Source organism: Algoriphagus sp. SE2 (assembly GCF_039563885.1).
Taxonomy (GTDB): Bacteria; Bacteroidota; Bacteroidia; order Cytophagales; family Cyclobacteriaceae; genus Algoriphagus.
The window spans coordinates 154,145-174,348 of the sequence record NZ_JBCLWJ010000004.1 but is presented as its reverse complement, the minus strand read 5'-3'; the positions used below and the strand labels follow the sequence as shown (position 1 = coordinate 174,348).

The 20,204-nt window shown below is 38.2% G+C and carries 21 protein-coding genes; 15 read left to right on the top strand and 6 right to left on the bottom strand.

Annotated elements, in window-relative coordinates; all coding sequences use genetic code 11:
* The 3 genes from AAGF08_RS06740 to AAGF08_RS06730 are packed head-to-tail and all read right to left on the bottom strand — an operon-like array spanning window position 1 to window position 1,550.
* Window positions 1-567 (bottom strand): aminodeoxychorismate/anthranilate synthase component II, encoded by a 567-nt coding sequence (locus tag AAGF08_RS06740; RefSeq protein WP_343510383.1) that lies wholly within the window; start codon window positions 565-567, stop codon window positions 1-3.
* Entirely contained in the window at window positions 551-1,096 is a 546-nt protein-coding gene (locus AAGF08_RS06735) for a CvpA family protein (RefSeq protein ID WP_343510382.1), read from the bottom strand. The genes AAGF08_RS06740 and AAGF08_RS06735 overlap by 17 nt, the downstream gene beginning before the upstream one ends.
* 1 nt (window position 1,097) lies before the next feature.
* The gene (locus AAGF08_RS06730; RefSeq protein WP_343510381.1) at window positions 1,098-1,550 is read right to left on the bottom strand and encodes a GatB/YqeY domain-containing protein; all 453 of its coding nucleotides are present in this window, start codon (window positions 1,548-1,550) and stop codon (window positions 1,098-1,100) included.
* Between the two features lie 59 nt (window positions 1,551-1,609).
* Between AAGF08_RS06730 and AAGF08_RS06725 the strand changes: the two genes are divergently transcribed.
* The 4 genes from AAGF08_RS06725 to AAGF08_RS06710 all read left to right on the top strand — a co-directional run bounded on the left by AAGF08_RS06725 (window position 1,610) and on the right by AAGF08_RS06710 (window position 4,040).
* Entirely contained in the window at window positions 1,610-2,329 is a 720-nt protein-coding gene (locus tag AAGF08_RS06725) for a pyridoxine 5'-phosphate synthase (protein WP_343510380.1), read from the top strand.
* A 76-nt stretch (window positions 2,330-2,405) separates the two neighbouring features.
* Window positions 2,406-2,756 (top strand): four helix bundle protein, encoded by a 351-nt coding sequence (locus AAGF08_RS06720; protein WP_343510379.1) that lies wholly within the window; start codon window positions 2,406-2,408, stop codon window positions 2,754-2,756.
* Window positions 2,757-2,826: 70 nt separating this feature from the next.
* Window positions 2,827-3,585, top strand: a complete 759-nt coding sequence (locus AAGF08_RS06715) for an alpha/beta fold hydrolase (RefSeq protein ID WP_343510378.1) — start codon at window positions 2,827-2,829, stop codon at window positions 3,583-3,585.
* A gap of 14 nt (window positions 3,586-3,599) precedes the next feature.
* Window positions 3,600-4,040 carry a DinB family protein gene (locus AAGF08_RS06710; RefSeq protein WP_343510377.1) on the top strand — a complete coding sequence of 147 codons (441 nt, stop codon included), beginning with the start codon at window positions 3,600-3,602 and terminating at the stop codon, window positions 4,038-4,040.
* 62 nt (window positions 4,041-4,102) lie between these two features.
* Here AAGF08_RS06710 and AAGF08_RS06705 read toward each other — a convergent pair whose 3' ends face one another.
* Window positions 4,103-5,440: an amidohydrolase family protein gene (locus tag AAGF08_RS06705; protein ID WP_343510376.1), complete on the bottom strand. Its 1,338-nt coding sequence runs from the start codon at window positions 5,438-5,440 to the stop codon at window positions 4,103-4,105.
* Window positions 5,441-5,528: 88 nt separating this feature from the next.
* On the opposite strand from AAGF08_RS06705, the gene AAGF08_RS06700 reads away from it, so the two are divergent.
* The 11 genes from AAGF08_RS06700 (at window position 5,529) to AAGF08_RS06650 (ending at window position 18,204) form a co-directional block, all read left to right on the top strand.
* On the top strand, window positions 5,529-6,239 hold the full coding sequence (locus tag AAGF08_RS06700; protein WP_343510375.1) for an SAM-dependent methyltransferase: 711 nt from the start codon (window positions 5,529-5,531) through the stop codon (window positions 6,237-6,239).
* Between the two features lie 3 nt (window positions 6,240-6,242).
* Window positions 6,243-7,313 (top strand): membrane dipeptidase, encoded by a 1,071-nt coding sequence (locus AAGF08_RS06695; protein ID WP_343510374.1) that lies wholly within the window; start codon window positions 6,243-6,245, stop codon window positions 7,311-7,313.
* Between the two features lie 93 nt (window positions 7,314-7,406).
* A complete protein-coding gene (locus AAGF08_RS06690; protein WP_343510373.1) occupies window positions 7,407-8,744 on the top strand; it encodes a PEGA domain-containing protein in 1,338 nt (445 codons plus the stop codon).
* Between the two features lie 172 nt (window positions 8,745-8,916).
* The gene (locus tag AAGF08_RS06685; protein ID WP_343510372.1) at window positions 8,917-9,624 is read left to right on the top strand and encodes an orotidine 5'-phosphate decarboxylase / HUMPS family protein; all 708 of its coding nucleotides are present in this window, start codon (window positions 8,917-8,919) and stop codon (window positions 9,622-9,624) included.
* A gap of 3 nt (window positions 9,625-9,627) precedes the next feature.
* A complete protein-coding gene (locus tag AAGF08_RS06680; protein ID WP_343510371.1) occupies window positions 9,628-10,662 on the top strand; it encodes a zinc-binding dehydrogenase in 1,035 nt (344 codons plus the stop codon).
* Window position 10,663: 1 nt separating this feature from the next.
* On the top strand, window positions 10,664-11,461 hold the full coding sequence (locus tag AAGF08_RS06675; RefSeq protein WP_343510370.1) for an SDR family oxidoreductase: 798 nt from the start codon (window positions 10,664-10,666) through the stop codon (window positions 11,459-11,461).
* A 10-nt stretch (window positions 11,462-11,471) separates the two neighbouring features.
* On the top strand, window positions 11,472-12,359 hold the full coding sequence (locus tag AAGF08_RS06670; protein ID WP_343510369.1) for a sugar phosphate isomerase/epimerase family protein: 888 nt from the start codon (window positions 11,472-11,474) through the stop codon (window positions 12,357-12,359).
* A 117-nt stretch (window positions 12,360-12,476) separates the two neighbouring features.
* Complete coding sequence (locus AAGF08_RS06665; protein ID WP_343510368.1) at window positions 12,477-13,358, top strand: SMP-30/gluconolactonase/LRE family protein; 882 nt, start codon at window positions 12,477-12,479, stop codon at window positions 13,356-13,358.
* 26 nt (window positions 13,359-13,384) lie between these two features.
* On the top strand, window positions 13,385-14,416 hold the full coding sequence (locus tag AAGF08_RS06660) for a serine hydrolase domain-containing protein (RefSeq protein ID WP_343510367.1): 1,032 nt from the start codon (window positions 13,385-13,387) through the stop codon (window positions 14,414-14,416).
* Between the two features lie 329 nt (window positions 14,417-14,745).
* Window positions 14,746-16,227, top strand: coding sequence for an MFS transporter (locus AAGF08_RS06655; RefSeq protein ID WP_343510366.1), 1,482 nt, complete (start codon window positions 14,746-14,748; stop codon window positions 16,225-16,227).
* Window positions 16,228-16,248: 21 nt separating this feature from the next.
* Window positions 16,249-18,204: an alpha-amylase family protein gene (locus AAGF08_RS06650; protein WP_343510365.1), complete on the top strand. Its 1,956-nt coding sequence runs from the start codon at window positions 16,249-16,251 to the stop codon at window positions 18,202-18,204.
* A 27-nt stretch (window positions 18,205-18,231) separates the two neighbouring features.
* On the opposite strand, the gene AAGF08_RS06645 is transcribed toward AAGF08_RS06650, so the two are convergent.
* Both AAGF08_RS06645 and AAGF08_RS06640 read right to left on the bottom strand, forming a co-directional pair.
* Window positions 18,232-19,254, bottom strand: a complete 1,023-nt coding sequence (locus AAGF08_RS06645; RefSeq protein ID WP_343510364.1) for a LacI family DNA-binding transcriptional regulator — start codon at window positions 19,252-19,254, stop codon at window positions 18,232-18,234.
* A gap of 249 nt (window positions 19,255-19,503) precedes the next feature.
* On the bottom strand, window positions 19,504-20,160 hold the full coding sequence (locus AAGF08_RS06640; protein ID WP_343510363.1) for a hypothetical protein: 657 nt from the start codon (window positions 20,158-20,160) through the stop codon (window positions 19,504-19,506).
* Window positions 20,161-20,204 lie beyond the last annotated feature (44 nt).

The following is a 20,204-nucleotide window of genomic DNA, read 5'->3' as shown; positions in this document are numbered from 1 at the left end:
TCAATTTAAAATTCTAATAAGCCAGTTTTGGATTAATTCCATTCCATATTCCGTTAAGATAGCTTCTGGATGGTATTGAATTCCCAAAATGGAAAGTGATTGGTGGGCAATTCCCATAACCTCTCCCTTTTCAGTTTCTAAAATCACATCAAGTTCTTCGGGGATAGCTTCCAATTGGAGCGAATGATATCTGGCAGCTTTGAACCTACCTGGTAATCCAAAAGTGAAAGGGTGTTTTATTACTTTCTTTACAGAATGTACTTTCCAATGAACAGGCATTGTATTCTTAACTAACTTTGCTCCAAAGTATTCTCCGATTGCCTGATGCCCAAGGCAAACTCCCAAGACGGGGATTTTTTGATAATAACTTTTAAAAATCTCAGTAAGGTTACCTGCTGCATCAGGTCTTCCTGGACCTGGCCAAAGGATTAACCCTGAAAAATAAAGCTGATTTATTTCTTCGAGAGAGCAATCATTCCTAACAATTTTTAATTCAGCTCCAATTTGCATGACCACATCAGCCAACATATGACTGAAAGAATCAAAATTGTCAATCAGTAGAATCATTTAAAATCTCATCTACAATCTTCTCCAACTTCTCTAAGTTTTCTTCAACCTTTGGGAAAAATGGTTCAATTCCCTCGACAATTGCTGGGGCTACTGGCTCTATGAAAACTAAATATTCAGATTCTTCTGTCCATTGTTTTGGTAAATCAAGTTTAAATAAGCTAGCCTGCCAAAAGAATAGGCTGACAAAAAATGCCGCTTTGACTATTCCTAAAAACACTCCTGCCAAGGCATCCACAGATCCTAACAATGCCAGATCCATTACCTGCTTTAGGATCGCACCAATAATTTTAATCAGAATCAAGGTGATTAAAAAAATAACCAGAAAACCCGTGATAGGATATCCCAAATTGAATCCAGTTACATTCTCTTGGAGCCAGTCTGTCATTGGATCCATAAAATAAATACCCAAAATAATTGCAATGACAAAACCAAAAAGACCAAGGACTCCCATTAGGAATCCTTGTCTATAACCTTCAAAGGCTCCAAGCCCTAGTATGACCAGTAATATGATATCAACAGTACTCAACTTAGCTATTTAATATTGCTTTAACTTTATCAGCAATAGCCTTTCCATCAGCCTTTCCAGCCAATTGCTTACTTGCTATTCCCATAACTTTACCCATATCTTTTGGACTAGAAGCCCCCGTTTGCGAAACAATCGCCTGGATAGCTGCAGTCAACTCTTCTTCGCTAAGTGCTTTTGGTAGAAATTCCTGAATAATTTCAAGCTCCGCCATTTCCACTGCGTAGAGATCCTCTCTGTTTTGTTGCTTGTAGATATCAGCAGAATCTTTTCTTTGTTTTGCTGCTTTGGTTAAAATCTTCATTTCTTCATCTTCTGAAAGACCGCCAGAAGCGCCACCCTTAGTTTCTTCTAAAAGGATCAAAGATTTAACTGCTCTTAATGCTCTCAATCTATCCTTATCTTTGGCAATCATTGCAGATTTTATTTCGCCATCTACTTTCTGCTTTAAACTCATAAGCCCTAAGTTTGTGTTATTGGTTAAAATCAAACAAAAATACCCTTTTCGACCCGGAAATGACTAAACTCAGCGTAAATATTAACAAGATTGCCACCTTAAGGAATGCAAGAGGTGCAAATAACCCCGATGTTGTCAAAGTCGCTTTGGACGCAGAACGATTTGGTGCAGAAGGAATTACTGTTCATCCAAGACCAGACGAAAGACATATTCGACGACAGGATGTTTTTGATTTGGCAAAAGTGGTAACGACAGAATTCAACATAGAAGGCTATCCCGATCGCAGATTTATAGAGCTAGTAAAAGCAGTCAAACCGGCTCAAGCTACATTGGTTCCAGATCCACCAAATGCCATTACTTCAAACTCTGGATGGGATACGATTTCCAATCAAGTCATGCTAAAAGATATTGTAGCTGAGCTACATGAATCAGGAATCCGGGTTTCTATTTTCATTAATCCTGAGATTAGATATTTCGAACCCGCAAAACTTACCGGCACAGATCGAGTGGAATTGTACACTGAGCCCTACGCTGTCGGGTATCATCAAGACAGAGAAAAGGCTGTCAATCCTTATGTAGAAGTTTCTGAAATTGCAAAAGAACTTGGCCTAGGACTTAATGCAGGACATGACTTAGATCTGAATAATCTTGCGTATCTGAAAAAATCCATTCCCTATTTGGATGAAGTTTCCATAGGCCATGCCTTGATTTGTGATGCGCTCTATTACGGTCTTGAAAACACTATTCAGATGTATCGAAGACAGTTGGAAGATTTTTAAGTCCACTGACAACAGGCCACAGACTACTGCCAAATTTGATTAGAAAAAAATTAAAAATTCAGAGCACAAAATTATTATGGCATTTAAATTCGAAGATTTAAGAGTTTGGAATCTGGCAATAGAACTTAGCACAGAAATAAGCATCCTGATTAAATCATTCCCTAGTGAAGAGAGATTTATCCTTTCTACTCAAATACAAAGAGCGGCAGATTCTGTTGCATTAAATATCGCAGAAGGATCCACTGGACAATCAAACCCAGAGTTTAAAAAGTTTCTAGGTCATGCTATTAGATCAGGAATTGAAGTGGTGAGCTGTCTATATTTAGGAAAAAAAAGAAAAATAATTTCAGAAGATGATTTTTTAAGGCGATATAATTCTTATGAAGAGTTAACTATTAAAATACAAGCTCTTAAAAACTCATTTTAACCCTCATTTTCAACTTTTCCAATATTTGGCAGTCGACCTTTGACTGTCGACTGTTGACAACAAAAATCAAATGAAATTAAACTTCAAAAAACTAGGCTCAGATAAGCCACTCGTCATACTTCATGGGCTTTTTGGTTCTGCTGATAATTGGTTTAGCATAGCCAGAGAGCTCGAAAAATCTTTTACCCTTTACTTGGTGGATCAACGAAATCACGGTGATTCTCCCCATTCTGATGAATGGAGTTATGAAGTAATGGTAGAAGATTTAAAAGAGTTTTTAGATGATGAGGGATTAGATCAGGTTTATCTGATGGGACATTCTATGGGTGGAAAGACAGCGATGAATTTCGCCATCAAATACCCAGAGCGAGTCGAGAAATTAATTGTAGCAGATATTGCTCCTCGCTATTATTCTGTACATCATCAGAAGATTTTGGAAGGCTTAAACGCGCTTGATCTAAAAGCTATCAAATCCAGAAAAGAGGCTGATGATATACTCGCTCAGTATATCCCAGAACTTGGAATCAGACAATTCTTACTAAAAAGTTTAAGTAGAGATTCGAATGGTTTTGTTTGGAAAATTAACTTACCCGTAATCACTAAAAACATTGAAGAAGTTGGCAAAGCCTTAGAAGAAGGCGGCTTTTATGATGGTCCTGCTTTATTTTTAGCTGGAGAAAATTCCGATTACATTCAGCAATCAGACTTGGATGATATGCAAAAATTCTTCCCTAATTACGAAGTGGAATTCATTTCCGATGCAGGTCATTGGCTCCATGCCGAGCAACCCAAAGCTATGGTTGAAGAGGTTTTGAAATTCTTAAAATAACCAAACTCAAAAAGATGAAAGAGGCAATACTAGAGATGCTTAAACAAGCAGATTTAACAAGTTCACAGCTCAAAAATGTGCGAAAAGATCATTGGAATTGGAAACTTAATAAGGATTCGAATTCAATAGGCTTTATCTTACTTCACATTGGAGAGACTTTGAATCTATTTGGAACTTTTTTTGGAATTGAGTCAGATGTATCCAACACGACTATGGGATTTAAAGATCAAGGACAAGGGGAAAATATTCAAGCTAGCAAGGATCTGATCCAACTCGGTTTCTCAAACTTGAAGATTTTGGCGGAAAACAAAGATGATGAGTATTGGAAAGGAATTGTTTCTACCCCATTCTTTGGAGATATAAACAGATTCCGACTTTTTTCTCATATCCTATTCCATTATTTTCATCACGCTGGCCAAATTTCTGCTATAATGTCCAAGGGAAAGGGAAACTAAAAAAATTTAGAATTATTATTAAAAACGGCTCTTAAATCAAAATAACTCCCTTTTTCTGAATATCACTTTACTTGTTTTCCTTTTTTAATGACCATATCTACGTCCTGAAGTAAGCTTATATGTCTCAAAACATCTCCTCTTACAGCAATTATATCAGCATATTTCCCTTCTGAGATTGTGCCAACTTTATCAGATACTCCCATGGCAACAGAAGGCCAATAAGTAGCTGCTTTAATTGCAAGGATCGGATCATATCCAAATTCATTCACCCAAACATCCAATTCATTCCAGGTACTTTGACTATGGAATTTCATTGGAATCCCACTATCAGTTCCAATCAGCATTACAACTCCACTTTGCTTTAATTGATTGAACTTTCGCTCTAAAGTAGGTTTCCTCACTGGAGTTAATTGGAAATAAGACATCCTTCCAGGATATTTTAAAGAAGCTTGAATATCAGAAATGATGGAATCCGGCAAGTCTAAATGCCAAGAAGGGTCATCCAATTTTTCAGGATTATCTCGGACTGATTCATAGTTATACAGCCCTTCTACAGTTGGAGTCCAAAAAAGAGGACCCTTATTCATTTGAGCAGCTCTTTCCTGAATCAGTTGCATGATGTCTTCAGGATATTCTGGAGCTGAGGATAATCCAGTATGTTCAAAACAATCCACACCAATTTTCAATCCCACCCTGATTTCTTCAGGACGATGCGAATGCCCTACAACCGGCAAACCATATTTATGTGCTTCATCCACCACAGCTTGAGCTTCTTCTAAAGTCATTTGATCCTGATCAATTAATTTAATAACATCAACTCCAGCATCAGCCAATTTTTTAACTTTTGCTTTGGCATCTGCTACCCCATCTACTCCCCAACGAAATGCCTCTGTATTAGGATAAGCAGCTTTTTGAATAAAAGGACCGGATACGTAGATGGTAGGGCCTGGAATCTCCCCTCTATTTATTCGATCGCGAACGTTGATACTAGCTTCCAATGGCGCCCCTAAATCTCTTGCGCTTGTCACTCCTGCAAGCAATAATTGATGTGCTGATGCAGGCATAATCACAGGGTCCAAAATATCAATGTAAGTGCTATCCCAATGAGCATAATCACTATGACCATTAATCATCAAATGCACATGCATGTCCCAAAGGCCAGGTAAAACACTCATCCCTTCTGTAGAAATTACTTCGGCTCCATCAGGAATTTTCAAACTTCCTAACTGGCCAACTGCCACAATTTTTTCGTTTTGAATTAAGATTACTGAATTCCGAATAGGTTCTCCGCCAAAACCGTCAATCAGTGTTCCTCCAACCAAGGCTTTTATCCCTTGGGAGTAACTGCAAAAACCAATAATTGAAGCCAGAAGGGTCAAAACAATTCTCAGGTGTCTCATAATTCTTATATGATGGATAATTTGATAAGATAATGAATTTGACTTTTAAATAGTAAATTCGATTCTCCTTACAACGATTTAAATACCTATGCCTAAAGGAAAACTTTTTCTTATCCCAAATGTACTTGCTGAAAACACTTCGCTTGAGGTAATCAGTCCTCAGGTAAAAGATGTTGTCAAGCATACAAAAGTCTATCTTGTTGAGAATCTGAGAACGGCAAGAAGATATATCAGTAGCCTGAAACTTGGAGTTAATATCGAAGAAATCCATATGGAGATTCTGGATAAAAGCACTAAGCCAGAAACTATTAATCGACTGATGCAGCCTTTACTAAATGGAGCAGATATAGGTATCATTTCAGAGGCTGGCTGCCCAGGGATTGCAGATCCAGGTGCATTGGCAGTGGAGCATGCACATAAAAAAGGTATACAGGTCGTTCCTCTTTCTGGACCAAGCTCTATGTTTATGGCTTTGATGGGTTCAGGGTTTTCCGGACAATCTTTCGCATTTCATGGTTACCTTCCGATTGATAGAAAAGAGCGGGTTGCTGCATTAAAAGCATTAGAATCTGAGTCCTTAAGAGAAAAAAGAGCTCAAATTTTTATGGAAACACCATTCCGAAATAATCAAATTTTTGAAGATTGCCTTCGCGTTCTTTCTGCGAACACCAAGCTCTGCATCGCAAAAAACCTTACTGCAAAAGATGCGCTGATCTTAACTAAAACGATTTCAGAATGGAAAAACCTACCGCTTGATCTTCATAAAATCCCAACTGTTTTTATCATCCAAAGTTTCTAACACATGTTTACAATTGATGCCCATTTGGATCTGAGTATGAATGCGCTGGAGTGGAATCGTGATTTAACAAGACCTGTTTCAGAAATAAATGCTCGAGAACAAGGAATGACTGACAAGCCAGATCGAGGTAATGCAGTTGTCTCGCTACCCGAACTCAGAAAAGGAAATGTGGGATTGGTGGTGGCAACTCAAATAGCCAGGTATGTCGCTCCCGAAAACCCATTACCAGGCTGGCATTCACCAGCTCAGTCATGGGCTCAAACTCAAGGCCAGTTGGCATGGTATCAAGCCATGGTGGAGCAGAAAGAAATGGTCCAGATAAGAAATTTATCGGAATTGGAAACGCATTTGACCCTTTGGAATAATGAGGAAGAAAATCTCAAAAAACCGGTTGGATTTATCCTGTCTCTGGAAGGAGCTGACTCCATTATTAATCTAGATTATTTGGAGAAAGCCTATGAATCTGGATTAAGAGCATTGGGTCCCGCTCATTACGGACCTGGCAGGTATGCCCATGGCACGGATGCTTCGGCTCCATTGAATCAGGAAGGAAAAGAGTTGCTTAAGAAAATGGATGAATTGGGAATTATTCTGGATGCAACACATTTGTGTGATTTAGCATTTTGGGATGCATTGGAAATTTTTCAAGGTCCAGTCTGGGCAAGCCATAATAATTGCAGGGCTCTGGTTGATCACAACAGACAGTTTTCTGATGAGATGATCAAAGCATTGATAGAAAGAGGAGCTGTGATCGGAGGAGCAATGGATGCTTGGATGCTCAGCCCGGGATGGGAAAGAGGAAAATCCACTCCAAAAGAACGAAACGTAACATTAAATACGGTATTGGATCACATGGATCATATCTGTCAAGTTGCAGGTAATGCAAATCATATCGGAATTGGCTCGGATTTGGATGGAGCATTTGGAAAAGAGCAGGCTCCTTATGACCTAGAAAGCATTGATAATCTTAACAAAGTCCCTGATTTACTGAGAGAAAGAGGTTATTCAGAACAAGACGTTGAGAAAGTAATGCATGGAAACTGGCTCAATTTTCTAAAAAAAACATGGTCTTAATTGGGGAAAAATTGGACAATTCCTTCGGTTTTATTTTGCATAAATAATTCTAATTGAATTATTTAGCGCAAGCTAAACGCAAACCACCAATTTATGACATTTAAAAATTTACTCACGCTTACCCTAATTTTTCTCTTTACTTCAAGTCTTTCTTTCTCTCAAAAACTTCAAATTACAGCAAATCATTCCGATGCAAAATTTATTTTGTTAAATGATTATGATGATTCTGATAAACAGGAACTGGGAACGGGAACGATTGAATATAAACTGGAAAAAGACAGTCGTAACCGAATCAAGATCACTAAACCCGGATACGAACCCCTAATCAAAGAATTCAACAGAGACTTGAAATGGGATAAAGAACAATATGTTTCATTGGATGCAAGAAGAGTTGAAATTACTGCTGAACCCTATGATGCAGAAATACTTGTTGATGGAAGAGTTGTTGGTTCCAAAGCGATTTATCTGATCATTCAGAAAGATCGTTTTCATACAGTTGAGATAAGAAAACCAGGATATGCTCCAATTACGAAAAGCTATTATAATTCACCGGACAGGGAAACTCCACCTGCAAAGGATTATTTCGAGCTAAAAGATCGTCAGGTACGATTGGAAGTAGTCCCCGCTGATGGAGTGGTTACTGCAAATGGTGTAAGCTTGGGTAGAGGAAATCAAGATGTTCAAATCCCTTTAGGTGATTGTGTTACCGTCACTGTCAATAAAGATGGCTATGTTGAATACACAAAAGTTTTTTGTAACAAGCCAGACACAGATCCAGAACCTCCAGTAAGAGAAAAAGCTCAATTGGATGATCGATTGGTAAGAATTACCACCAATCCAAATGATGCCATTATTGAAATTGGAGGCAGAAGAGTGGGTACAGGAAGCTATGATTTAAAAGTACCAAAGAACGGAAGCGTAGAAGTACGTATCTCCAAAGATGGGTATGTACGATATATTAAAAATTATTACAATCAAGCGAATATGCAGGAGCCGCCTGTTTCTGACTTTGTGGAAATGACAGTAGATGAGGCATATACTTCTTCTGTATCCTCCGATTTAGCTAATGTTAGAATTACAGTTCCTGTAAATTCAGATTATTCTTCAGAAGAAGCTTGGAGAATCTTGAGCTCAATCATCACTCGATATTTTGATATCTTAGAAACGGTAGATTATAATACTGGATATTTAACAACTTCTTGGCAAGTTCAAAACTTCCAGTCAAGTATCATCCGAACGAGAGTAATAGTGAGTAGTGGAGGGAATTCCGATCAATTAGCTTACGCGATTAAATTGATTAGTCAGGAAGCCTATCTGGATGGTCAAAATCAAGTAACTGTCAAAGACGATGAAAAATTTGAGGATTGGGCTCGTATCTTGAAAAAGTACGAAGGACTTATCGAAGAAGTTCAAGCAAGGCTTCAAAAATAAAAACTCAGTTCTTCAAAAAACCTCGGCCAGAAATAGCCGAGGTTTTTTTATTTCTAATAGGTGGGATTTTAAAAAAATAAAACCATTTCAGGTCAGATACAGGAAGCTGACTTTTAAAAAAAGCTTATATTAAGATTCTACTTTTTGATACAATTTAATAAAACCCAAAATTATGAAACCTATAGTACAGATCTCCCTCGATCTTACAAATATCGATGAAGCTTTGGAAACCGCAGCTTTGGCAATAAGAGCCGGAGTGGATTGGTTAGAAGCTGGAACTCCCTTGATTTTGGCGGAAGGTTTACATGGCGTAAGAAAATTAAGAGAGGCATTTCCTGATGTCCCCTTAGTTGCTGATTTGAAGACTATGGATGGTGGCTATCTGGAAGCAGAAATGATGGCCAAAGCAGGTGCCACCCATGTGGTCGTCATGGCGAGAGCACACGAAGAAACTATCAAATGTGTGGTTCAAGCCGGAAAAGATTTTGGAGCTAAGGTCATGGGTGATAACATGGTCTTCGAAAACATGGTAGATGGAGCGAAATTTTTAGAGGATTTGGGATGCGACTATGTGATCCATCATATCGGATATGATGAGAGAAGAGGAATTGCGGCCTCCGGCAAAAGAATGCCCAGTCCTTTAGATCAACTTCGGGAAGTCGTGGCAGCAGTGAATATTCCTGTTCAGGCTGTAGGAGGACTTTCTCTTGAACAAGCGATCCAATGTCCTCAATATGGTGCCCCTTTAGTAGTTCTTGGAGCTCCTTTAACCATTGACGCAGACTCATTCAAAACGGCAAGTGGCGATCTGGAAGGTTCCTTAAGAATGATTTGCGAAGCAATCCATAATCAAACAACAGCTATACCCAAAAAACCCTAAACCATGTCTAGTTCTAAAAATGCAGCTGTAGTAAACTATGCTGAGAAGAAACATTCGGTTGAAATAAGGGAAATACCCGTTCCTGAAATCGATGTAAATGATATTTTATTGGAGGTTGAAAATGTGGGAGTTTGTGGAAGTGATCTTCATCAATGGACTTCGGACCACAGCTGGCCTGTAAATTACCCTGTTGTCTTAGGACATGAATTTGGTGGAAAAATCGCAGCATTGGGTAAAAATGTCAAATCTTGGAAAGTGGGTGACCGGGTGGTCAGTGAAACCGCCGCAATCATTGACAGCCAAAATCCGATGAGTAAAGTAGGGTTGTACAATCTGGATCCCACCAGAAAAGGCTTTGGCTATGGAGTCAATGGAGCCATGACACGTTTTGTTAAGGTCCCAGCAAGATGCCTCCACTCCGTACCGGAAAACCTTTCATTTGAAGAAGCATGCCTCACAGAGCCTAGTTGTGTGGCATATAATGCGGTGGTAGGAAACTCATCCATCAAACCAGGTGATCGTGTGATAGTCATAGGTCCCGGAACCATTGGGATTCTTTGCGCAGCTGTTGCAAGACTTTGTGGAGCAGAAGTTGCCATAATTGGTTTAGAAGCGGACAAAGGCAGATTGGAAATCGCCAAAAAATATGGATGCGAACCCATCATAGGAAATGCGGAAAATTGGGCCAGAAAAAGAGATGGATTGGGCGCTGATTTGGTCATCGATGCAGCAGGAGTTAGCGAAACGTTAAAAGTTGCTTTAAGTCTTGTTCGCCCCAATGGGCAAATTACCAAGGTAGGTTGGGGACCAACTCCCTGTAATTTTTCACTTGACCCATTAGTCCAAAAAAATGTACGACTTCAAGGAAGTTTCAGCCATAATTGGCCTATTTGGGAAAGAGTTATTTCTTTACTTGCAAGTGGAGCTTTGGATGTAAAACCTATAATCGGTGGTATTTGGCCGATCACAGAATGGCATGAGGCTTTTGAGAAAATGCATAGTGGAAAAGTGGTGAAAAGTGTGTTAAAACCAGTTTAAAATGAGGCTAAAAAACAAAATTATAATCGTTACAGGTAGCACAATGGGCATAGGGAAAGCCATTGCCAAAAAGGTCGTTTCAGAGGGTGCGAAAGTGATTATTCATGGCCTGGAAGAAGAGCTGGGAAATCAGGTTGTGGAAGAGCTGGGTACTGAACATGCCAAGTTGCATATTGAAGACCTCTCCAATGAAGGGGCTACACAAAGATTGGTTGATTTAGCAATAAGCACTTGGGGAAGACTCGACAGTATTGTCAATAATGCCGCAATAGTGGCAGCTTCAACCATTCACACGACTGATAAAGCATTTTTAAACAAATTATTGGAAGTAAATACCTATGCCCCTTTATTCCTGATAAAATCTGCGCTCCCTCACTTAATTGAAAGGCATGGAGCAGTCCTTAATATCGGCTCAATTAATGCATGGAGCGGCGAGCATAACTTACTTGCCTACAGTATCTCCAAAGGTGCATTAATGACCATGACAAGAAATTTAGGCGATTCACTTTTCCGCGAAAATGGAGTACGTGTGAATCAGATAAATCCAGGATGGGTGCTCACCGAGAAAGAAATTGAACGAAAAAAAGAGCATGGGCTTTCCGATACTTGGTATAAGGAGCTATCTAAGATGTATGCTCCGGCAGGTAGAATCATTTTGCCAGAAGAAATTGCAGCGGCAACTATTTATTGGCTTTCAGATGAAAGCGGGCCGATCAGCGGACAGGTTGTTGATTTGGAGCAATTCCCAATGATCGGAAGAAATATACCGAAAGACTCCAGCACAATTCCTCACAAATAAAAGAACCGAAATGCCCAAATTAGCAGCTTTCCCAAAAGCCTTTATGCAAGCACTTTGCAAAGATGGAACCATGAAAATTGCCGATTGGATCAAGCTTGCAGCACCCTTAGAAATAGATGGTCTGGAATGGTACGCTGGTTTTTTGGAAATGGAAAACCAAAAAAATTGGCCTTTATTCAGAAGAATGGTTGAAGACCAGGGAATGGTGATCCCGATGATGTGTTGCTCTCCTGATTTCACAAATCTAGACAAAGCTTTTAGAGAAAAAGAAATCCAGAAGCAAAAACGTTGGATTGAGATGACAGATGAATTAGGAGGCAAATATTGTCGCGTGCTTTCCGGTCAATACCGTCCTGAACTATCTATTGATGAAGGAATCAAATTAGCAAAAGACTGTATCGAGGCCTGCCTCCCTTATGCCAAATCTTTGGGAATTACACTCATCATTGAAAATCACTATAAGGACGATTTTTGGGAATACCCTGAATTTGCACAGAAACGGGCGATTTTCACCAAGTTGGTAAATAGCATTCATCATCCAAATTTTGGGGTGAATTATGATCCAAGCAATGCATTTTTGGCTGGAGAAGATCCTTTGGATTTGCTTTATGACGTATCAGAAAGAGTCGTTACCATGCATGCGAGCGATCGCTTTTTGAAATATGGCACGATCGACGATTTGAGAAAAGAAGAAGGAGGAACCCAGGGATATGCCAAGCGATTGAGCCATGGAGAAATCGGACAAGGGATGAACGATTACGATGCTATTTTCACAGAATTGAAAAGAGTTGGATTTGATTCTTGGATCAGCATTGAAGATGGCGTAGACGGCATGGACCAATTGGCTAGAAGTGTTGGGTTCCTAAAAAAGAAAATAGCTCAGTATTGGCATCCATGATTTAGTAAATACGGACTAGAAATCAACCTTTAATGTGTCATTTCGAAGGAGGAACAACTGAGAAATCTCTTCGAAAGTTTAATAATAAATCACTCTTATTTTTAAAAATCTAAAGCCTTGAATACCTACCAATACACTTCCATCCCCTCCAAATGCTTCTTAGGTGAAGGTCCTTATTGGCATTCAGCTCGACAAAGTTTCTTTTGGGTGGATATAGAAAACGGAAAACTCTTTGAACATGCTCCTACATCTGGGATCACTAATTCAATAACTTTCCCCCACCGGCTGACAGTGGTTTTGGAAGGAAAAGAAAATGAATTGATATTAGGTTTGGATTGCAAGCTGGCTAAGTATCATTTAGAGTCAAAAGAGCTGACTTGGTTCGCTGAGGTGGAGCAGGAATTCCCTCTTCATCGATTTAATGATGGAAAAGTGGATCCAAAAGGAAGAATCTGGATCGGGACATTAAGTACAAAATTTACGGAGGGCGCAGGCTCTCTATACTGCATTTCAGAAAATGGAAAGGCCGAAAAAAAGCTCTCCAATTTGACTATATCCAATGGCATGGCTTGGACGGAAGACAAAAAGACATTTTACTTTATTGATACGCCAACAAGAAAAATCAAAGCCTTTAATTTTGATTTAGAAACCGGAGAAATTGAATTAAAAGGGATCGCCGTTGAGATCCCGGAAGAATTAGGATTCCCTGATGGGATGTGCATTGACCGGGAAGGAATGCTTTGGGTAGCTCACTATGGAGGATCTGGCGTTTACCGTTGGCACCCTAAATCAGGAGAATTATTAGACAAAATCGAACTTCCTGTTCCCCATGTTACATCCTGTTGTTTTGGTGGCGAGAATCTAGACACCCTTTTGATCACCACCGCCCAGGAGAATCTTAGTGAAGCGCAACTCAAGGAATTCCCAAAGAGTGGAGATGTATTTCTGGTGAACACGAATTCTCAGGGTTATAAGGCGAATCAGTTTAAATACAAATAGGGAAAATCAGTTTTTCTACTTAAAAAATGAACAAAAGAAAGCGATTATTAAAAATACTGATCCCTGCCCTCTCTATCTTCATTTCATCTCTTTTTATTCCTTGGATACTTATAAGAATCTGGTTAACCCCTTTGCCTAGCACCATTCAGGAACAAGTTAATCAAGCAATAAATTATGATTTAGATGGAGTCATTGTGTATGTGGATCAAGGAGGAAAGTCACCAAAATTATATGCTTCTGGATGGAAAAATAAAGAAAATGAAATCCCCATCGACCCAAATGACTTGTTTAAAATCGCAAGTATCAGCAAACTTTATATAGCAGCAGCAGCCACAAAATTGGTAGCTGAAAAACGCTTGTTTTTAGATCAAAAACTATCAGAATACCTACCAGGAATATCAGAAAGAATTGAAAATTCCGAAAAAATCTCACTCAGGATGATGATTCGACACAGGTCAGGAATCCCGAATTTTACAGATCAGAAAGATTTCCCATGGGACAACCTACCAAAAGACAATCAAAGCACGCTGGAATTTGCGTTGGATTTACCAGCAGAATTTGATCCAGATGAAAAATACAGCTATTCAAATACCAACTACTTATTGATCGGAGAAATCCTTGATAAAACTCTTGGATATAGCCACCATCAATATATCAAAGAGGTGATTTTAGAGCCACTTAGGTTGGAAAATACCTTCAGTTTATTGGACGATGTGGACAAATCTAAAATGATAAGTGGGTATGCCATTGGGTATGAGCCAGACCTCATGATAAATAATTTCACTACCCCTGGAGGTTCAATGATTGCGTCTGCTGAGGATGTAGGCATTTTCCTTAGAGCATTAAACGACGGTACCTTATTTACCGAGGAAGAGGAGGAAATTTACACTTCCATTTATGAATATGGACACACGGGCTTGCTTCCTGGCTATCAAAGTATCGCCAGATATCACTCAGATATCGATGCTGTAGTTGTTCAATTTGTAAATACAAGTGGAGGGTTGGCTTGGAACGTTCACGAAATGATATATAGTCGCATAATCAAGATTTTGAAATAGTTACAAATGAAAGTCACTTATTCTATTAAGAATTTAAGTTAATAGGATTGAATTGTTTTTTTATGCGCGCTAAGTTTTGAAAAACATTAAAAGCTAAATTCTTTATCATTTTTTTTAATTTTTTTTCAATTCTGCTTTTTCTTATTTCAACCGTTTGAAATAGGTGATATTGATGGATTCCAAATTAAATTCCACCATTCTAAGTCACCTTGGCAAAACACCCAAAACTTTGAATGAAAGGTTTAATGCGTATTTTAATCCCTGATTTAAGGACTTCTTACTTAGAATTCTAAAATCAAAGCCCAAAAAACCGAACCCAAAATAAAACCATGAGAAAGCCTCAGCTCTCCTTTTCCCAGATCATCAATATGAATGTTGGATTTTTTGGGATTCAATATAGCTTCGGATTACAACAGAGTGCAGTAAATCCAATTTACGATATGCTTGGGGCGGCCCCAGATGAAATCCCTATTTTGAATTTGGCTGGGCCTATGACAGGTCTACTTATTCAACCCATAATCGGGGCATTGAGTGATAGCACTTGGAGTCCTAGATTCGGTAGAAGAAAACCCTTCTTTTTTATAGGGGCTTTGATGTGCAGCATCTGTCTTTTCTTTTATCCTTTTAGCAGCTCCCTTTGGATGGCAGCTGGTCTTCTTTGGGTTTTGGATGCAGCCAATAATACAGCCATGGAACCTTACAGAGCATTAATTGCAGATGTATTACCAGAAGAGCAGTATAGTAAAGGTTTTTTGACCCAAAGCTTTTTTACCGGATTAGGGATTACATTGGCTAATGTTTCTTTATTTGTTTTTCAGAAATACATCCCTGGAATTGCTGGTTCCTTGCCAATTTGGGTTTATGCCTCTTTCTTCTTAGGAACTGTTTGTTCCATTGGATCAGTCATTTGGAGTATTTCGAAAACACCGGAATACCCTCCATCAGAGGAAGAATTAAAAGTTTTAAATGAAAGGAATAAGGGAATGCCTCATCCAGCAATCCAGTTTTTCCTTTCCATCTTGACTACTTTGATCGCTTATTTAGCTCTTTTCATTTTAATCATCCCGGCAATATTTGATCGGAGAATTATTAGGAAAACCATTCATTGGGCTGAAAATCACCCAACAATTAAAATTGTCTTTGCCCAAAATCTGGAGATCATCGAATCCCTTACTCAAATGCCTTCCGTGATGTGGAAATTGGCATTGGTTTACCTCTTTCAATGGTATGCCTTATTTTGTTACTGGCAAAATGCTGCAAAAAGTATTGCTCAGTCTGTATGGAATACTACCCCTTTAGGAAATAAACAATTATATGAGGAGGCGGTAGGATGGACAGGTTTGGTCAATGGTTGGTATAATATAGTCACCTTTCTTTCAGCCTTTTTTCTTGCTAGAATGGCGACCAAATTTGGCCCAAAGAAAGTCCATTTTGTGTGCTTGATAATGGCGGGAATTGGCTTACTACTTTTTCCAGTAATTGAAAATAAGTATTTGCTTTTTGCCCCTATGACAGGCTTTGGCATCGCTTGGGCAAGTATGATGGGAGTTCCTTATTTGCTGGTAGTAAATGAAATACCAAAGGAACGATACGGAGTTTATATGGGAATAATAAATATGATGATCGTTATTCCAATGATCTTCCAAACCTTGAGTTTTGGATTTATTTCAAAGACCTTTCTCAATAATGATCCTGGCTTAGCAATTTCGTTCGCAGGAATTTTACTACTAATCGGAGCGCTGGCTGTTTTAAGGATTAAAGAAAACACAAACGTAATTGAGTCTCCATCCTTAGGTTCTGGAGGACATTAATATTTAATAGAAACAAAGCATATGTTTTTACTGGACAAATCAGCAAATGATTTTGCTATAGATTTTCTAACAAAAAATGGGTATTCAAGAAAAGGAATCGACAAAGACTTTTTTTTTAGATTGAGTAACTCTATTGATTCAATCGCAGAACTATTTGGGAAAATATACAAGCAAAGTGAGCAAGCAAACTTCTTTTTTGAACGATTGATTTTACAGCTTGCAAAAGCGAGTCGGGAGCGAAGCAGTGAACTAAAAGAAAGAGATTCTAAAAAAAGAAAGAAAGGAATCTGGTTTCTTTCCAATGAATTGACAGGCATGAGTTTGTATGTGGATAGGTTTTGTGGTAACCTGAAAAACATGAATTCTAAATTGGATTACCTAGAAGAACTCGGGGTAAACTTTTTGCATTTGATGCCATTATTTGAAAGTCCTGAAGATGAAAGTGATGGAGGTTATGCAGTTTCCAATTTCAGAAAAGTTGATAAACGATTCGGGAGCTTAACTGAACTCAAAGAGCTTAGAAATGAGATGTACTCAAAAGAAATGTATCTCATGCTAGACATCGTTTTAAACCATACATCCCATAAACATGAATGGGCTGAAAAAGCCAAGCAAGGTGATCCTGAATATCAGAAATATTATTATATGTATGATAATCGATGGATCCCAAATCAATTTGATGCTACTATGCCGGATATTTTTCCGGAGAGTTCTCCCAGTAACTTCACATGGGTACCTGAATGCCATAAATGGGTCATGACGGTTTTTCATAACTACCAGTGGGATTTGAATTTCATGAATCCCGCTGTCTTCAATGAAATGCTGGACAATATTTTGTTCTATGCCAACCTCGGGGTAGACCTACTTCGAATTGATGCTCCTGCATTTATTTGGAAGCAAACAGGCACCAGTTCTCAAAACCTACCCCAAGCTCATACTTTACTTCAATTAATCAAACAATGTGTGGAAGTAGCAACTCCCGGAATGGCTTTGTTAGGGGAAGCTATTGTCTCTCCAAAAGAGATTCTGAAATATTTTGGAACTGGTGAGTTTCAGGCCAAAGAATGTGATTTCGCCTATAATGCCACACATATGGCTTTGCAATGGGATATGTTGGCCTCTGGAGAAACAAAGGTGATGCTAGCGGCACAGCATGAAATTTTAAAAAAGCCTTTCGGAACCAGCTGGATTAATTATACAAGATGCCATGATGATATCGGTTTGGGTTATGATGATCATATGATTGAAATAGCAGGGAAAAACCCATTTGAGCATCGTAAATATCTGAAAGAATACTTCTCTGGTGCTTATCCTGGAAGTCCATCTAAAGGAGCTCTTTTTTCATCAAACCCAAAGACAGGAGATGCAAGAATTAGTGGGTCATTGGCTTCATTATGCGGATTGGAAAAAGCAGTTGAGGATAACTCTGAAGAGGATATAAACTTATCTATTCAAAAAATATTGCTAATGCAGGGACATTCCTTCTTTTTGGGTGGACTTCCTATGATTTTTTATGGTGATGAAATTGGTTATACTAATGATTATACTTATCTGAATGACCCTGGAAAAAGTTATGATAATCGTTGGATGCATCGTCCAGTAATAGATTGGAGCAAAATGAAAAAAAGATCAACTCCTGGAAGCATTGAGCAAAAGGTCTTTGACTCCACAAAAAAACTTATCTCAATTCGTAAAAAATTAGAAGTCATTAAAGATCATAAAAATTTGATTTGGCTTTCTCCACACAATATTCATGTGGCAGGTTATTTCAGATATTTTGGAGATAAAAAATTTTACGGGATATTCAATTTCAGCTCCGAAACTTCTTATTTAACTTGGTATGCATTTAAGGAACACCACCCAATTCCAGATACCCTATTCGATCATTGGACTGAAAAAGAGTTTACAGTTGGTCAAGACAATGAATACCTTATTATTGAACCCTATGGATTTCACCTCTTTGAGCCGCTAAATTAAAATAGAATCTCTTTATCTTGGTTTTGGTTACAACATACTTGATTCTCTGATTACAAGTCCCGTTTTCAATTCTACGGTTTCATCTCCTCCTAGCGTATTACTTTTTAGTAAGTTGATTAAAATTTCTGTGGCTTTAATTCCCATTTGAAAGCCGTGCTGATCCACTGAGCTTAAACTTGGTGTGACCAAGCCTGCCATTTGCCAATTACTAAACCCCAAAACTCCTATTTGATCTGGAACTTTATATTTTTTTGATTTTAGATATTTTAAAACTCCCATAGCAACCAAATCTGTAATACAAAAAATAGCATCAGGAGGGTTTGACGATTCCATGAGTCTTTGAGCAAAAGTAAACCCCTCTTCTTCACTTATATCTTTGCAATGAAACACCCAACTTGGATCCAATTCCAACTTGTTTTTTTTTAATGCTTCAAGATAACCCCTCTTTCTTTCAAATGAATTTTTCACCTCTTTCCAACCTGCGAGATGCGCTATTTTTTTATATCCTTGGTCTATAAGGTGCTGAACTCCATTAAATGAACCTTGATAGTCATCCACAATCACTTTTGGAGTAGGAAGATTATCTGAGACTTTGTCAATCTGAACAACAGGTTTTCCCTCATCCAAAATTTCTTGAATATGCTCACAATCATTCGTTTCATTAGAAAGAGAAATTAATAACCCATCCACACTACTTGATAGCATAGCTCTACAAGTAATGATTTCATTTTGAAGCAGTTCATCTGTTTGGCTAACAAAAACATTATACCCATGCTTTTTAGCTGTCTGAATGGCCCCACTGACTACAGAGGAAAAAAAATAGTGGATAATTTCAGGCACAACAAGCCCCAAAGTCATGGTTTTATTTTTCCTAAAGTTGACAGCCATCGTATTCGGCACATAGTTATGCTTTTCTGCAAAATCTTTTACCAATTTGATGGTTTCATCTGATATCCCTGGGTAAGAATTTAAAGCTCTTGAAGCAGTGGAGACAGAAATACCCAATTCCCTTGCAATATCCTTTAAGGTAAGTCTTCGTTTTTCTGACATGTATTTTGGGTTTTCTAATTGTAATTAATTTAGACAATTAGGAAGCAATTACATTACATATTTAAAGTTTTTGCCCGTCTAAAAGCCCCAGGTTATTAAAGAATTTTCTTTTAAAAATCATCCTGTGACTAGTAAACCAAATAAAATTAGAAGCCTTTAATTCATGAAAAGCAAAGAATCTGAATGAAAGAACCTCCTTATTTTTAAAACGAAAAGGAATCGAAATGTCCTTTCCAGGGTAGAATTCAGTTATCTAAATTCCCGATTTTTTATCACATGACCGATGGAGACATAAAACATTTGGGAACTAGTAGGTCTGTACTCTACTCCCGGTACATTAATTTTTTGATTTTCTGTCTGCAGATAATCAGTTAGGTAATATTTAAATCGAATATAATTTCCTTGTTCATTTTTAAACTCTGCAAAAACAGATGGAAGAAAAGTATTGGTTCGGTCATCAAACCAGGCGCTGGATTTTCTTTTTTCTCCATTTACATATACTTTCTGTTTGTATGCAACTGCAAATTCAGCTTCAAATCCTGCTGCAAATTGGAATCCTTCCATATTCCCCACTTTTAAAGCAATTGGGATTCCCACATTATAAGTGCGCTGCTTAATTCGAATCGAATCATTAAGGTCATTGATCATACCCACATTTCGAACGTTTAATCCGGCATAGAAACCAAAATTATCACTGAAGTCATAATGAAGCTGTTGACCAAAATTAAAAAAAGGAGTAAACCTCGGAATGGTTCCTGTCTCCAATGGTTCTGCTTCCAGAATTCCAAAAGAAAGAATGGTTTCACCCGTAGAGGCAGTATATGCTTTTTTTACGGATGGGGTTTGTTGTGCCATTAAACCAAAAGAAAAAGTACAACTTAATGCAAGTAGTAAAAGTTTTTTCATGGGTTAAAGATTTGTTGGTTTGTTAAATATGTAATAAAAATAAT

Excerpts from the sequence above, each read along its gene's own strand:
- AAGF08_RS06720 (WP_343510379.1), top strand. The coding sequence starts at position 2,406 with ATGGCATTTAAATTCGAAGATTTAAGAGTTTGGAATCTGGCAATAGAA.
- AAGF08_RS06645 (WP_343510364.1), bottom strand. The coding sequence starts at position 19,254 with ATGTCAGAAAAACGAAGACTTACCTTAAAGGATATTGCAAGGGAATTG.
- AAGF08_RS06640 (WP_343510363.1), bottom strand. The coding sequence starts at position 20,160 with ATGAAAAAACTTTTACTACTTGCATTAAGTTGTACTTTTTCTTTTGGT.
- AAGF08_RS06660 (WP_343510367.1), top strand. The coding sequence starts at position 13,385 with ATGAACAAAAGAAAGCGATTATTAAAAATACTGATCCCTGCCCTCTCT.
- AAGF08_RS06685 (WP_343510372.1), top strand. The coding sequence starts at position 8,917 with ATGAAACCTATAGTACAGATCTCCCTCGATCTTACAAATATCGATGAA.
- AAGF08_RS06695 (WP_343510374.1), top strand. The coding sequence starts at position 6,243 with ATGTTTACAATTGATGCCCATTTGGATCTGAGTATGAATGCGCTGGAG.
- AAGF08_RS06725 (WP_343510380.1), top strand. The coding sequence starts at position 1,610 with ATGACTAAACTCAGCGTAAATATTAACAAGATTGCCACCTTAAGGAAT.
- AAGF08_RS06675 (WP_343510370.1), top strand. The coding sequence starts at position 10,664 with ATGAGGCTAAAAAACAAAATTATAATCGTTACAGGTAGCACAATGGGC.
- AAGF08_RS06705 (WP_343510376.1), bottom strand. The coding sequence starts at position 5,440 with ATGAGACACCTGAGAATTGTTTTGACCCTTCTGGCTTCAATTATTGGT.
- AAGF08_RS06680 (WP_343510371.1), top strand. The coding sequence starts at position 9,628 with ATGTCTAGTTCTAAAAATGCAGCTGTAGTAAACTATGCTGAGAAGAAA.
- AAGF08_RS06710 (WP_343510377.1), top strand. The coding sequence starts at position 3,600 with ATGAAAGAGGCAATACTAGAGATGCTTAAACAAGCAGATTTAACAAGT.
- AAGF08_RS06670 (WP_343510369.1), top strand. The coding sequence starts at position 11,472 with ATGCCCAAATTAGCAGCTTTCCCAAAAGCCTTTATGCAAGCACTTTGC.
- AAGF08_RS06700 (WP_343510375.1), top strand. The coding sequence starts at position 5,529 with ATGCCTAAAGGAAAACTTTTTCTTATCCCAAATGTACTTGCTGAAAAC.
- AAGF08_RS06690 (WP_343510373.1), top strand. The coding sequence starts at position 7,407 with ATGACATTTAAAAATTTACTCACGCTTACCCTAATTTTTCTCTTTACT.
- AAGF08_RS06650 (WP_343510365.1), top strand. The coding sequence starts at position 16,249 with ATGTTTTTACTGGACAAATCAGCAAATGATTTTGCTATAGATTTTCTA.
- AAGF08_RS06730 (WP_343510381.1), bottom strand. The coding sequence starts at position 1,550 with ATGAGTTTAAAGCAGAAAGTAGATGGCGAAATAAAATCTGCAATGATT.
- AAGF08_RS06715 (WP_343510378.1), top strand. The coding sequence starts at position 2,827 with ATGAAATTAAACTTCAAAAAACTAGGCTCAGATAAGCCACTCGTCATA.
- AAGF08_RS06740 (WP_343510383.1), bottom strand. The coding sequence starts at position 567 with ATGATTCTACTGATTGACAATTTTGATTCTTTCAGTCATATGTTGGCT.
- AAGF08_RS06655 (WP_343510366.1), top strand. The coding sequence starts at position 14,746 with ATGAGAAAGCCTCAGCTCTCCTTTTCCCAGATCATCAATATGAATGTT.